Consider the following 13983-nt stretch of genomic DNA (forward strand, 5'->3'; position numbering starts at 1 on the left):
GGTCAGAAGACCGGTCCGCGGAACACCAAGCCGCGCAATGCGATGAAGCGCAAACCACCGACGATCGCGGTCACGGTGACCACCACTGCGGCGGCCACGAAATCACTGGCCGACGGAAGCACCACTCCCAACGCCGCGATGGCGGCGGTGGTGGCGACCAGACCGACGAGCGCGAGCCCGCCCGCTTCCCACTGAGCAGTGAACCAGCCGACGCGGTCGGCGGCATGGAACGTGAGTCGGCGGTGCAGTTCGTTGGCGAGGACCGTACTGCTCGCCGCGCCGACTGCGTTGGCCACCAGCGCGCCCTCCGGACGCATCAGCAAGAACACCACGACGTACACGATGTTGCTTGCGCCACCGACCATCGCGAACCGAACGAGTTGCGCCAGTGCGCGATCGCTGTCCAGACGAGAGAGGGTATGGGCGATCGGCCGGGTCAGCGCAGTCACCGGCCGCGCCCGTGCATTCCGGCCTTGACGCAGGCGATCTCGTCCTGGGTGAACGGTCGGCCCGGCAACGTCGTCGTTCGGTCGGGGCGTTCTCGCAGTCCGTCGATGACGATCGCGAAGTACCGACGCCAGTTCTCCGGGTCCACGGCGGCCGTGCACTCGGTCGCGGCACCGATCATGTAGATCAGCGGGAAGAAGTCGTTCGCGGACACGTCACTTCTGAGGTCTCCGGACTGCTTGGCGCGGTTGATGATTCTGTCGACCAGCGGATCGAGTTTGGCCTTGACCGCTGCCACCTTGGCGTAACCGTCGTCGCTACCCATGACAATCTCACCGAGGCCGCGATTCATCGACATGCCCTCGCAGACGCAACCGAAGAACTCGACCATGGCATCCCAGGGTTCGTCACTGCCCAGAATGATCCGTGCGCGCTCGAGGAGATCCTCGAACCGTTGCTCGAAGACGCCGTCGATCAGTTCGAGTTTGTTGGCGAATCGTCGGTACACGGTGCCGACACCGACGCCGGCGTGCGCCGCCACGTCGTCGAGCGTGATGTCGATGCCGCGTGCTGCAAACAATTCTGCGGCTGCGTCGACGATCCGACGTTTGTTGCGCTCGGCGTCCGCACGGAGGGGGCGGTTCACCGTGTCCGGGTTCACAGTCACGTTTGTCCTGTTTCGAAAATTAAGCGGAGGTGGTTCCTCCACATAGCTGCTACTATCTTGCTTAACCGGAGGATACACCTCCGCATAGACAATTCGAGGACCCGATGTCCACATCACCCACTGAGAGAGTCGACACAACGCCGGCGCTCGACGCACCCGCGAAGAACTCGAACACCAGGTGGTTCATCCTCGGTGTTCTCGGTCTCGCGCAGCTCATGGTCGTGCTGGATGCGACCGTCGTCAACATCGCCCTGCCCGCCGCCCAGCTCGATCTCGGCTTCGACAACGCCGACCGATCGTGGGTCGTCACGTCCTACGCACTCGCCTTCGGCAGCCTGCTGCTCCTGGGTGGGCGGCTCAGCGACCTCTTCGGTCGTCGTAACACCTTCCTGATCGGCCTGGTCGGCTTCGCCGTGATGTCCGCAGTCGGCGGCGCTGCCGTGAACTTCGGCATGCTGGTCGCGGCCCGCGCAGGTCAGGGTATCTTCGGTGCGCTTCTCGCGCCGGCTGCCCTGTCGTTGCTGGCCACCACCTTCACCGATCCCAAGGAACGTGCGAAGGCGTTCGGCATCTTCGGCGCCGTGGCCGGCGGCGGTGGCGCGATCGGTCTCCTGCTCGGTGGCGTACTGACGGAATGGGCCAACTGGCGCTGGAGCCTGTACGTCAACCTGATCTTCGCCGCGGTGGCATTCGTCGGCGGGTTCCTGCTCCTCGAGCGGCACACCACCTCGGCGCACCGCCCGAAGCTCGACATCCCCGGAACAGTCACCGTGTCGGCAGCATTGTTCTCGATCGTCTACGGCTTCGCACACGCGGAGTCCGACGGCTGGGCCGATGCCGTGACCATCGGCTTCCTGGCGGTCGGTGTGGTTCTGCTCGGAGTGTTCGTCTACCTGCAGAACCGCGTCGAGCACCCGTTGCTACCGCTACGCATCGTTCTCGATCGCACCCGCGGCGGGTCGTTCCTGGCCATGTTCATCACCGGCACGGGCATGTTCGCGGTGTTCCTGTTCCTGACCTACTACCTGCAGAACACCCTGGGGTACACCCCGATCACCACCGGATTCGCGTTCATGCCGATGATCGGCGCATTGATCGTCACCGCAACCGTGGCGACGTCGATCATCCTGCCGCGCTTCGGTCCTCGCATTCTGATGACCTCCGGTCTGGTCATCGCGTCGATCGGCATGGCTCTGCTCACGCGCATCACGCTCGACAGTCATTACGTGTCGCACATCCTGCCGTCGCTCATCATCATGGGTGTCGGGTTGGGCGCAACCTTCGCTCCGGCCATGCAGGGCGCCATTTCCGGTGTCAGCGCCGATGATTCGGGTGTGGCGTCGGCGACGGTCAACACGATGCAGCAGATCGGTGGCTCCATCGGAACGGCCTTGCTGAGCACCATCGCTGCGTCGGCCGGAACGAGCTACGCGAGTTCACACATGGGATCGGTCACCGATGCCGCAGGCGCCGCACTGCTTCAGGCAAACGCCGAGGTCGCGAGCTACACCACCACGTTCTGGTGGTCGTCGGGGATCTTCCTCCTCGGCGCCGTGGTTGCTGCCGTGCTGGTTCGTCCGGGCAAGCTGGCGGACGCGGCCGAGGGAGCCATCGTCGTCGGGCACTGACGTCGCAGAGATCCCGGATCCGGTGTACCCGACCACTTCACAGGTGGTCGGGTGCGCCGGATCTTTCTTGTATGCGGTCCAGGAGCGAGCGCAACTGGTCCCGCTCGGCCGGGTCGAGGACGTCGAAGAGATCGGACGAGGTCCGACGTTGTGCGATGGCAAGTTCCGAGACCAAGGTGCGACCGGAGGCGGTCAGCTCGATCAGTACGGCGCGGCGGTCCGCCGGGTCCGAGCGTCGGTGCACGTGCCCCGATTGTTCGAGCGCATCGATCACGTCCGTGGCCGAGCGCGGCACGATGTGCAGTCGTTCGGCCAGATAGCCGAGTCGGACCGGCTCGTCGGCACGGGCCAGTACGCGCAACGCTCGACTGTGCGACGGCGACAGTCCGAACGGCTCGAGGGCGGACATCTGCCGACGCCGGATGTCGCGCGCGACGGTCATGAACGAATCCGACAGATCACGGTCGCGGGAATGCATGCGCCGAGTCTAGCGTTGTGTCAGTCAGCCTCATAATGAGGTAGCCTCGCAATTGAACTTCAGGAGGTCCTCGTGACAGCACCCTTCACCAAAGACACACACGATCCCGCGCCGTTGCGCCGAGTCGTCGCACTCTTCCGCCCGTACCGTCCCCAGATCGCGCTCACGTCGCTGGTGATCGTGATCAGCGCGATCGTCGCGCTGGGATCACCGCTCCTGTTGCGCGACATGCTCGATCACGCAATTCCGGAAGCGAACGTCACCCTCGTGACCGTCCTCGCCGCCGGCATGATCGCCATCGCCGTCGTCACCAGCGTGCTCGGCGTCGCCGTGACCTGGATGTCCAACAGCATCGGCCAGAAGCTGATGCACCAGCTTCGCGTGTCCGTGTACACGCACCTACAGCGGCAATCGCTCGGCTTCTTCGCACGGACCCGTACCGGTGAAGTCCAGTCGCGCATCGCCAACGACATCGGCGGAATGCAGTCGGTGGTCACCAACACGGCCACCTCGATCGCTCAGAACGCCACCACCGTCGCGGCCACCGTCGTCGCCCTGTTCCTTCTCGACTGGCGTCTCGCCATCTTCTCGCTTCTCATTCTTCCGGTGTTCGTGCGGATCGCCCGCAAGATCGGCGACGAGCGTCGTCGCATCTCCGGAACCCGGCAGCGGCTGCTCAGCGACCTGTCGGTGCAGGTCGAGGAGTCGCTCTCGGTCAGCGGAATTCTCCTGGGCAAGACCACAGGTGCGTCGAGAGCACTCACCGACAGGTTCACCTCGCGGTCGACGGAGGTCGCCGACGTCGAGTTGCAGTCGATGATGGCCGGAAAGTGGCGCATGGCCACGATGTCGATCAGCTTCGCCGCCATGCCCGCTCTGGTGTACTGGTTCGCCGGCTTCACCATCGGGCACGGAAACGCCATCACCGTCGGCACCCTGGTCGCGTTCACCACCCTGCAGACACAGCTGTTCCGGCCCACGATGATGTTGTTGAACACCGGTGTCGAAGTGCAGAGTTCGCTCGCATTGTTCGGCCGCGTCTTCGAATACCTCGACCTGCCGGTGGAGATCGACGAGCCGGCGCACGCCACCACCGTGTCCGACGTGCGCGGTGAACTGTCCTTCCGCAGCGTCGGTTTCACCTACCCGAGCGCGAGCGCACCCACGCTCACCGACATCGATCTGACGGTCCCGGCCGGAAGCACCCTGGCCGTGGTCGGCGAAACCGGCTCCGGCAAGACCACTCTCGGCTACCTCACCGCACGGTTGTACGACCCCACGGTCGGCTCCATCACCGTGGACGGAGTGGACCTGCGTGACATGTCGCTCGAGTCGGTGTCGAGTCTGGTGGGCGTCGTGTCGCAGGAGACCTACCTCTTCCACGCGTCGATCCGCGAGAACCTGCGGTTCGCCAAGCCCGATGCCACGGACGCCGAGATCGAGGAGGCCGCCCGGACGGCGCAGATCCACGAGTTCATCACCGCCCTCGACGACGGATACGACACCGTGGTCGGGGAACGGGGATACCGATTCTCCGGTGGGGAGAAGCAGCGACTCGCCATCGCGCGCACGGTCCTTCGCAACCCGCCGATCCTGTTGCTGGACGAAGCGACGAGCGCGCTCGACAACGCCACCGAGCGAGCGCTGCAGGACGCCCTGGACACTCTGATGGTCGGCCGTACCACAGTGGTTGTCGCACACAGGCTTTCGACGGTACGCAACGCCGATCGCATCATGGTCCTCGACCACGGCCGGGTTGCCGAATCCGGAACCCACGACGAACTCGTCGAGCGCGGCGGCCGCTACGCCACGTTGCTGACGTCGTCGGGCGAATTGGCCGCGGCATAGATTGCGCTCCGGCGCAACACCCTTCACGCGAACTGTGGACAACCGACATCGGTTGTCCACAGTTCGCCGTCGTGTCTCCCGAGACGCCGACACGGCTCACATACTCGAATTCTCCCGATTCGATCCGCTCGAATCGGACCAACGAGAGGCGAGAGACATGTACGAGTCCTACATGACCGTGGTCGGGCAGATCATCACGAACCCGGTCAAGCGCATCACCACCACCGGGGCCGAGGTGTACAGCTTTCGGGTGGCCAGCAACGCACGCCGCTTCGACCGCGAGACGGGGGAGTGGGTGGACAACGGGACGCTCTACGCGTCGGTCAACTGCTGGAACAAGTTGGTGGGGAACGTCGCCAGCTCGTTGATGCGAGGAGACCCGGTCATCGTCCACGGAGTGGCGAAGACGAACGAGTACGTCACCAAGGAGGGCGTGTCCAGGGCCGATCTCGACATTCGCGCGATTGCCGTGGGGCCCGACCTCTCGCGATGCTCGGTCATGATGCAGCGGGTCAAGCCGGCTCCGGTCGAGCCGGCGGCGGAGCAGGACACGTCCGAGCACTTCGAGTCGGAATCGGAGGAGTCGGACGAGCGCGAGAGCGTCGGCGTCTGACCCGTGAGCGCCCCGACCTGGACGAGCCGGGGCGCTCATGGCGGTCGTCGCCAGCGGCTAGACTCTCTGCGAACGCATTACCGCTGCAACACCGCAGGTAAGCGACGAAAAGCAAATTCGAGAGGGACTCGTGGCGGAATTCATTTACACCATGAAGAAGGTGCGCAAAGCGCACGGCGACAAAGTAATCCTGGACGACGTGACCATGAGCTTCCTGCCGGGAGCGAAGATCGGTGTCGTCGGGCCGAACGGCGCCGGCAAGTCCTCGATCCTCAAGATCATGGCGGGGATCGACCAGCCCGGAAACGGTGAGGCATTCCTGGCGCAGGGCGCCACCGTCGGGATCCTGATGCAGGAGCCGGAGCTCGACGAGAGCAAGACCGTCCGCGAGAACGTCGAAGACGGCCTCGGCGAGACGATGGTGCAGCTCAAGCGGTACAACGAGATCGCCGAACTCATGGCCACCGATTACTCGGACGAGCTCATGGAGGAAATGGGCGATCTGCAGGAGAAGCTGGATCACGCCGACGCGTGGGAAATCGACTCGCAGCTCGAGCAGGCGATGGACGCACTGCGCTGCCCGCCGCCCGACGAGGGCGTCACCCACCTCTCCGGTGGTGAGAAGCGTCGCGTCGCGCTGTGCAAGCTGCTGCTCAGCAAACCCGACCTGCTGCTCCTCGACGAACCGACCAACCACCTCGACGCAGAGTCGGTGCTGTGGCTCGAACAGCACCTCGCGGCCTACGCCGGCGCCATCCTGGCCGTCACCCACGACCGGTACTTCCTCGATCACGTCGCGCAGTGGATCTGCGAGGTCGACCGCGGTCGTCTCTACCCGTACGAGGGCAACTACTCCACGTACCTGGAGAAGAAGGCCGAGCGCCTCGAGGTGCAGGGCAAGAAGGACCAGAAGCTGCAGAAGCGGCTCAAGGACGAACTGGCCTGGGTGCGGTCGGGCGCCAAAGCACGCCAAGCCAAGAACAAGGCCCGTCTCGACCGCTACGACGAGATGGCTGCCGAGGCGGACAAGACCCGCAAGCTCGACTTCGACGAGATCCAGATCCCGAACCCGCCGCGCCTCGGCGACGTGGTGGTGGAGGTGAAGCATCTCGACAAGGGCTTCGACGGCCGCGTCCTGATCAAGGATCTCTCGTTCACGTTGCCGCGCAACGGAATCGTCGGAGTGATCGGCCCCAACGGTGTCGGTAAGACGACGCTGTTCAAGACGATCGTCGGACTCGAGGAGCCGGACGGCGGCGAAGTCAAGATCGGTCAGACGGTCAAGCTGAGCTACGTCGATCAGAACCGTTCGGGCATCGACCCGAAGAAGACGGTCTGGGAGACGGTGTCCGACGGCCTCGACTTCATCGTCATCGGCACCCAGGAATTCCCGTCGCGCGCCTACATCAGCTCGTTCGGCTTCAAGGGACACGACCAGCAGAAGCCGGCCGGCGTCCTGTCCGGTGGTGAGCGCAACCGTCTGAACCTCGCGATGACGCTCAAGCAGGGTGGCAACCTGATCCTGCTCGACGAGCCCACCAACGACCTCGACGTCGAAACCCTCGGATCGCTGGAGAACGCGCTCGAAGAATTCCCGGGCTGCGCCGTGGTGATCTCGCACGATCGCTGGTTCCTCGATCGCACGTGTACCCACATCCTGGCGTGGGAAGGCGGCTTCGGTGACAACGAAGCGGCGTGGTACTGGTTCGAAGGCAACTTCGAGGGCTACGAAGCCAACAAGGTGCAGCGACTCGGACCGGACGCGGCGCGCCCGCATCGGGTGACGCACCGCAAGCTCACCAGAGACTGACGGCCGCCGATGTCGGGAGCGACGTTCACTGCACATCTCCAGGTGCGGTGGGCCGATTCCGATCGTCTCGGGCACGTGAACAACGTTCGGTACGTCGAGTACGCGCAGGAAGCACGGGTTCAGTTCCTGTCGCGTCTCGACGACCGCGGTGCGACCGTGGTGCGCAGGCTCGAGGTCGACTACCTGCATCCCGTCACCGATAACTCGGGTCCCCTCGAGGTCGAGGTGTCGGTCACCCGGGTGGGGACGACGAGCTGCCACATCCAGCACGTCGTCAAGGACCGAAACGGCCGCGTCTGCGCTGAAGTGGTCGCAGTGATGGTCGGTTTCGAGTCCGAAACCGAGACATCGCGCCCGTGGTCGGACGCGGAACGATCACTGTTCGACGAGTTCTCGGTGGCGTCCGAGGTCAGCTGACCCGCGCGCCTTTTCGGTGTTTCGCCCTCATCTCGGGTGCCTTCATGGAGTCTCCCCTGGCGCGGCACGTCGGCACTAGGCTCGTGGCGACGTCGCAGGTGCGGCTCGCACGATCAACCAGAGGGTGGGGTTCGATGAGTTCGTCGGTAGGGGCAGCAGGAGGAATGAAGCCTGCGGAACGACCCGACAGGACTGTGGAGCCTGCGGAACGACCCGACGGGATTGCGTCGGACGAGGAACTCTATTTCCGCCACGTCGACACGAGCGAATTCGAGTCGATGTGCCGTGCGCCCCGCGAAGAAGTGCTGCGTCGGCACCGGGAACTCGCGTCGTCGCGGGAGCCGGGAGAGCCCGTCGTCACGGTGTACCGGCGCAGTGACAGCGACCTCGGCCCCGCCGTGCAGGTAGCCACCGACGACATGCCGATGCTGGTCGAAGCCGTCACCGCGCTGCTCGGTGATCTGGGCGCGAACATCCTCGAAGTCGTCCACCCCATCGTGTGTGTCACCCGTGGCGACGACGGATCCATTCGGGAGATCGGTGACATCGACGCCGCCGCCGCGGACGCCGGCTCGACCGTCGAATCGTGGATTCACGTGCAGCTGCATCCGTCCACCTCCGAGGCCGTGCTGTCCGCGATCGAACAGTCTCTGCCGCGAGTGCTCGCCGACGTTCGACGCGTCGACGCCGACACCGAGGCCATGCGGACCACCGAACGCGAGCTTGCCGATCGCTTGGACGGTACGGACGCCTCGCAGGACAGCAAGGACGCGGCCGAACTGCTTCGGTGGTTGTCGGAGGACAACTTTCGGCTCCTCGGTTACCGTCGCTACCGCCTCGACGCGGGCGTTCTGGTTCCGGTTCCCGAATCAGGTCTGGGCATTCTGCGCGAGTATGCGGGAGCGGACGACGTGGATCTGCCCGGCCGGATCGACGGCCGCAGCGATCTCCTGGTGCTGACTCAGGGGTCGAGCTCGGCGTCGGTTCACCGATCCGCTTACCCGTACTTCGTCGGTGTTCAGGACATCGACGACGACGGTAACGAGGTGGGCGAGCATCGCTTCGCCGGTGCCTTCACCATCACCGCGCTGCACGGCAGTGTGCTGGACATTCCCGTCGTCGGACGACGGGTGCGCCGGGCGATCGAGCGCGCTGGTCATCCCCTCACGTCGTACTCCGGGCAGGCCATGCTCGAGACGGTGCAGTCGTTCCCCCGTACCGAACTGTTCTCCGTGGATACCGACACGCTGTTCGACGCCATCACCGCAGTGGAGGGTATCGGTCTGCGCGGTGATGTCCTGCTGATTCTGCGGCGAGACGGATACGGGCGATTCGTCTCCGCCCTCGTCTATCTGCCGCGTGAGCGCTACACCACCCGAGTGCGGCTCGAGATCAGACGCATTCTGCTCGCCGAGCTCGGCGGGGTGTCGATCGACTACACCGCCCGGGTCTCCGAAAGTGCGCACGCACTACTGCATTTCACGGTGCGGTTCGAACCCGGTTCGCCCGCCGACCCCGATCTGTCCGAAGACCACCGGCTGCGTCTCGAAGCACTGATCACCGAGGCGACGCGTACCTGGGAGGACTCTCTGCGCACGGTGGCCGACCTGGACACGGTGGTGGCCCCGGACATCGCGGCGCACTATGGGGAGTCGCTGCCCGATGCGTACAAGCAGGACTTCGACGCAACCCGTGCGGTCTCGGACATCGTGCGCATCCAGGCACTTCCGGAGCACTCGATCGATCTGCAGCTCTACCGCCGGGCGGACTCCGAAACCGGCCACTGGCGGTTCTCGCTCTACGTCGCCGGTGACGAGGTCTCCCTCAGCCAGGTGCTGCCGGTGCTGCAGAGTCTCGGAGTGGAGGTAGTCGACGAACGTCCCTACGCGGTGGTTCGCCCTGACGGATCACGCTGCTGGATATACGATTTCGGACTCACCGCCGGGCGGGAGGTGCTGCGGGGGGCGCTCGACCGCGACATCGACGCCGAGCTCGAAGCGGGCGACGAGATGGCCCAACGCGTCAGCCGCCGCTTCAACGATGCGTTCACCGCCGTCTGGTACGGCCGGGCCGAAGCGGACCGTTTCAACGAACTCGTGCTTCGAGCGGGTCTCGAATGGCGGCAGACGGTGGTGCTTCGGGCGTACGCGAAGTACCTGCGGCAGGCGGGTTTTCCGTACAGCCAGTTCAACATCGAAGGCGTGCTCCTGAGCAACCCGCGTACGGCGCGGCTGCTGATCGATCTGTTCGAAGCCCAATTCGAGCCCGACACCGCGTCGAGCGACCGTGCGGACGAGCTCGCTGCCGAACTGACCACGCTCATCGACGAGGTCGTCAGCCTCGACGCGGATCGCATCCTGCGCGCGATGTTCGGACTCATTCGCGCTACCTTGCGCACCAATCAGTACGTCGTCGACAACCGCGGTGCGCCGCGAGACTTCCTGTCGCTCAAGTTCGATCCGCGGGCGATTGCCGAACTGCCCAAGCCCAAGCCGCGATTCGAAATATTCGTCTACTCGCCGCGGGTCGAGGGAGTGCATCTGCGCTTCGGATCCGTCGCGCGCGGCGGACTCCGCTGGTCGGATCGACGCGAGGACTTCCGTACCGAGGTGCTCGGACTCGCCAAGGCGCAGGCGGTGAAGAACGCGGTGATCGTTCCCGTCGGTGCCAAGGGCGGATTCGTCGTGAAGCGCCCACCGACCGCGACCGGTGACGTCGCCGTCGACCGACAGGCCACCGCGACGGAGGGGCGCGCCTGCTACCGGTTGTTCATCGCCGGACTGCTGGACGTGACCGACAACCTCGACAGGTCCACGGGTGCAACCCTTCCGCCCCAGCGAGTAGTGCGCCGCGACGGCGACGACTCCTATCTCGTCGTGGCCGCGGACAAGGGAACCGCGACGTTCTCCGACCTCGCCAACGAAGTGTCGGCCGAATACGACTTCTGGTTGGGTGACGCGTTCGCGTCGGGCGGATCGGTCGGTTACGACCACAAGGCGATGGGCATCACCGCCAAGGGAGCCTGGGAGAGCGTGAAGCGGCACTTCCGCGAGCTCGACGTGGACACGCAGACACAGGATTTCACCGCTGTCGGAATCGGTGACATGAGCGGCGACGTGTTCGGCAACGGAATGCTGCTGAGCGAGCATCTTCGAATCGTGGCCGCGTTCGACCATCGGCACATCTTCCTCGACCCCACCCCGGATACGGCTCGGTCGTTCGCCGAGCGGTCACGCCTGTTCGAACTGCCCCGCTCGTCCTGGGCCGATTACGACACGTCCTTGATCAGCGACGGAGGCGGGGTATGGGAACGGACGCGTAAATCGGTTCCGATCAGCGCAGCCGCGCGCAACGCCCTCGGCCTCGGTGCGGACGTCACCGCCCTGTCGCCACCGGAACTGATGCGTGCGATCCTGCGGGCGCCCGTCGATCTGTTGTGGAACGGAGGCATCGGCACCTACATCAAGGCGCGCATCGAGTCCGACGCAGACGTGGGGGACAAGTCCAACGACGCGGTGCGCGTCAACGGCGGCGACATTCGCGCCAAAGTGGTCGGCGAGGGCGGCAACCTCGGTGTCACCGCGTTGGGGCGCATCGAATACGCGTCCGCCGGCGGCAAGATCAACACCGACGCCGTGGACAATTCGGCCGGTGTCGACTGCTCCGATCACGAAGTGAACATCAAGATCCTCCTCGACACCCTGGTCCACTCGGGTGAACTGGCCGAGAACGAACGAAACACGTTGCTGGCGTCCATGACCGACGAAGTCGGCCGATTGGTGTTGTGGGACAACGTTGCTCAGAACGATCTGCTGGGAACCTCGCGTTCGGACGCACCGGCCCTGATCAGCGTGCACGCGCGACTGATCGCGGACATGGTGGCCCGGACGGGCCTCGACCGGGAGCTCGAGGTGCTGCCGTCCAAGTCCGAGATCGCCCGGCGCGAACAGAACCACACGGGCCTGACCTCGCCCGAGCTCGCGACGCTGATGGCCCACGTCAAACTGTCGCTGCAGGAGGAGTTGCTGGCGACGGATCTGCCCGACGGCGAGGTGTTCGCCGGCCTGGTCTCGGACTACTTCCCCGAGCCCCTGCGGGACAGGTTTGCGACGTCGATCAAGGCGCACCCGCTCCGCCGCGAGATCGTCGCGACCAGAATCGCCAACGAGACAGTCGATTTCGGTGGTATCACCTATTCGTTCCGGTTGGCGGAGGACTCCGGTGTCGGTGCGACGGACGCGGTGCGTGCGTTCACCGCGACCACGCAGATCTTCGGCATGCGCGAATTGTGGACGACCATCGCGCAGACGCCGATGCCCACGGCAGCGTCGGACCTGCTGACCCTCGAATCGCGCCGACTGCTCGATCGTGGATCGCGCTGGCTGTTGTCCAACCGCCCGCAGCCGATCGCAGTCGGAGCGGAAATCACGCGGTTCGCCCGCAAGGTGCGCGCCTTGTCCCCATCCATCTCGGAATGGTTGCAGGGCAGGCAAGCTCGCGGAAACGAGATCCGGGCGCAGGTGGCGATCGACGCGGGAGCGCCGCAGGAATTGGCGCTGCAGGTCTACCGGCTGCTGGACGTGTTCTGCCTTCTCGACGTGATCGAGTCGAGTGACATCGGTGGTTACGACGAAGCAGACGTCGCACGGTTGTACTTCGCGCTGGACGAGCACCTCGGCGTCGACTGGTTGCTCTCGGCAGTGTCGGGTCTCGAGCGTGGCGATCGCTGGCACGCGTTGGCGCGGTTGGCTTTGCGTGACGACCTGTACGCGTCGCTCCGCTCGTTGACCCTCGACGTTCTGGCCGGCGGCGAACCGGGGGAGACGCCCGCGGAGATGATCACCGAGTGGGAAGCCGGCAACGCCTCACGCTTGTCGCGGGCCCGGTCGGCGCTGCGGGAGATCGGCGAATCGGGAACGCTCGACCTCGCAACGTTGTCGGTTGCTGCCGGTCAGGTGCGAAGCATGGTGCGCGGCGCGGGAAGCCGCACGGAGGTGGCGCGGTGACGGACATCGCCGCGCGGGTGGGGTATCACTGCGCGGTCGAGGTGCGGTGGTCGGACATGGACGTGTATCAACACATCAACCACGCCCGGATGGTCACCCTTCTCGAGGAAGCGCGCATCCCGTGGCTCATGGCCGACGGTGTCCCCACCGCATCGCTGCGCAACTCCGCGGTGATCGCCGACCTCCACGTTCGGTACCGAGGCCAACTCAGACACGAGGATTCACCGCTCGACGTGTTCATGTGGACGTCGAAGGTGCGGGCGGTGGACTTCACCGCGAATTACGAGGTGCGCCCTCGCGGGGCCGACATGTCGTCGCCGCCGGCGATCGTCGCGTCCACGCAGATCGCGACGTTCGACATCGACACTCAACGGTTGCGGCGGTTGACCACGGAGGAACGCGACTACCTGCTGCGGTGGCAGTCGGAGTGACCGCCCTCGCCGAGCGATCCCTGGCCGTGCCGTCGGCAGCCGACCGGGACGATCTGGCAACGTTCCTGCACCGAGCGATCCGGCTGGACGAGGCCGCGGTCGTGCGGCTGCGGCGGCGGGGACGCGATCGTGTCGAGACATGGGCGCCAACCGGTTTCGAGGTGATGGCGGTGCGGGTGGTCGGCGGGACCGTGGCCCCGGCCGACACCACTGCGGCCGCCGACGCGGTGCTCGCGTCCGTTCGGCAAGCCGACAGTTCGCCGTTCGAACTCGGCTTCTCGATGGATTCTGCGTGGCAGGGAGTCCTACCACCGGAGGACGGATTCGCCCACGTCGACGACGTCCCCGCGCAGGTGCTGGTGGACCTCGCCAAGCGGGGGGTCGAGCTGGCGTCCGAGCACAGTCAGGGTCCGCCGGTGTCGCTGCTCGATCAGAACGTGCTCGAGGTCGTGGGCGACGGCGGCCGCGCGGCAATTCCCATGCGAATGGTGTTCGCGCTCAACGCCATGGGATTCGCGCCGGACTCCCTGGACGAGGCCGTGAGAGTGCGCACCAACAGGTCGTGGCTGCGCCTCGACGCCCGCTACGGATCGGTTGCCGTCAACCGAACTGCGCGACTACCGCTCAGCGTTCGCTGA

At 65.4% G+C, this 13983-nt stretch carries 11 protein-coding genes; 8 read left to right on the forward strand and 3 right to left on the reverse strand.

Features of this window, described 5'->3' with window-relative positions:
- Positions 1 to 2 precede the first annotated feature (2 nt).
- Both IEW02_RS07420 and IEW02_RS07425 read right to left on the reverse strand, forming a co-directional pair.
- The gene (locus tag IEW02_RS07420; protein WP_371829921.1) at positions 3 to 449 is read right to left on the reverse strand and encodes a GtrA family protein; all 447 of its coding nucleotides are present in this window, start codon (positions 447 to 449) and stop codon (positions 3 to 5) included.
- Positions 446 to 1114 (reverse strand): TetR/AcrR family transcriptional regulator, encoded by a 669-nt coding sequence (locus tag IEW02_RS07425; RefSeq protein ID WP_229745872.1) that lies wholly within the window; start codon positions 1112 to 1114, stop codon positions 446 to 448. The genes IEW02_RS07420 and IEW02_RS07425 overlap by 4 nt, the downstream gene beginning before the upstream one ends.
- A 104-nt stretch (positions 1115 to 1218) precedes the next feature.
- Here IEW02_RS07425 and IEW02_RS07430 point away from each other — a divergent pair, with 104 nt between their 5' ends.
- The gene (locus tag IEW02_RS07430; protein WP_188544199.1) at positions 1219 to 2742 is read left to right on the forward strand and encodes an MFS transporter; all 1524 of its coding nucleotides are present in this window, start codon (positions 1219 to 1221) and stop codon (positions 2740 to 2742) included.
- A 37-nt stretch (positions 2743 to 2779) separates the two neighbouring features.
- Here the strand turns inward: IEW02_RS07430 and IEW02_RS07435 are convergent, their stop codons facing one another.
- Positions 2780 to 3220, reverse strand: a complete 441-nt coding sequence (locus IEW02_RS07435) for a MarR family winged helix-turn-helix transcriptional regulator (RefSeq protein WP_188544200.1) — start codon at positions 3218 to 3220, stop codon at positions 2780 to 2782.
- A 72-nt stretch (positions 3221 to 3292) separates the two neighbouring features.
- Between IEW02_RS07435 and IEW02_RS07440 the strand changes: the two genes are divergently transcribed.
- The 7 genes from IEW02_RS07440 (at position 3293) to IEW02_RS07470 (ending at position 13983) form a co-directional block, all read left to right on the forward strand.
- Positions 3293 to 5068, forward strand: coding sequence for an ABC transporter ATP-binding protein (locus IEW02_RS07440; protein WP_229745873.1), 1776 nt, complete (start codon positions 3293 to 3295; stop codon positions 5066 to 5068).
- 157 nt (positions 5069 to 5225) lie between these two features.
- Positions 5226 to 5681, forward strand: a complete 456-nt coding sequence (locus IEW02_RS07445) for a single-stranded DNA-binding protein (protein ID WP_188544201.1) — start codon at positions 5226 to 5228, stop codon at positions 5679 to 5681.
- A gap of 130 nt (positions 5682 to 5811) precedes the next feature.
- Positions 5812 to 7491 (forward strand): energy-dependent translational throttle protein EttA, encoded by a 1680-nt coding sequence (gene ettA, locus IEW02_RS07450; protein WP_188544202.1) that lies wholly within the window; start codon positions 5812 to 5814, stop codon positions 7489 to 7491.
- A gap of 9 nt (positions 7492 to 7500) precedes the next feature.
- The gene (locus IEW02_RS07455; protein ID WP_188544203.1) at positions 7501 to 7908 is read left to right on the forward strand and encodes an acyl-CoA thioesterase; all 408 of its coding nucleotides are present in this window, start codon (positions 7501 to 7503) and stop codon (positions 7906 to 7908) included.
- Positions 7909 to 8072: 164 nt separating this feature from the next.
- A complete protein-coding gene (locus tag IEW02_RS07460) occupies positions 8073 to 12914 on the forward strand; it encodes an NAD-glutamate dehydrogenase (RefSeq protein ID WP_188545211.1) in 4842 nt (1613 codons plus the stop codon).
- On the forward strand, positions 12911 to 13345 hold the full coding sequence (locus IEW02_RS07465) for an acyl-CoA thioesterase (RefSeq protein WP_371829922.1): 435 nt from the start codon (positions 12911 to 12913) through the stop codon (positions 13343 to 13345). Before IEW02_RS07460 ends, IEW02_RS07465 begins: the two co-directional genes overlap by 4 nt.
- Entirely contained in the window at positions 13330 to 13983 is a 654-nt protein-coding gene (locus IEW02_RS07470) for a DUF8185 domain-containing protein (RefSeq protein ID WP_229745875.1), read from the forward strand. The genes IEW02_RS07465 and IEW02_RS07470 overlap by 16 nt, the downstream gene beginning before the upstream one ends.

Origin of the sequence: Rhodococcoides trifolii (genome assembly GCF_014635345.1) — a bacterium.
GTDB classification, from domain to species: Bacteria; Actinomycetota; Actinomycetes; order Mycobacteriales; family Mycobacteriaceae; genus Rhodococcoides; species Rhodococcoides trifolii.

What these genes read in the sequence shown, in the direction of transcription:
- IEW02_RS07430 (WP_188544199.1), top strand. Translation starts at nt 1,219, where the DNA reads ATGTCCACATCACCCACTGAGAGAGTCGACACAACGCCGGCGCTCGAC.
- IEW02_RS07435 (WP_188544200.1), bottom strand. Translation starts at nt 3,220, where the DNA reads ATGCATTCCCGCGACCGTGATCTGTCGGATTCGTTCATGACCGTCGCG.
- IEW02_RS07445 (WP_188544201.1), top strand. Translation starts at nt 5,226, where the DNA reads ATGTACGAGTCCTACATGACCGTGGTCGGGCAGATCATCACGAACCCG.
- IEW02_RS07455 (WP_188544203.1), top strand. Translation starts at nt 7,501, where the DNA reads ATGTCGGGAGCGACGTTCACTGCACATCTCCAGGTGCGGTGGGCCGAT.
- IEW02_RS07460 (WP_188545211.1), top strand. Translation starts at nt 8,073, where the DNA reads ATGAAGCCTGCGGAACGACCCGACAGGACTGTGGAGCCTGCGGAACGA.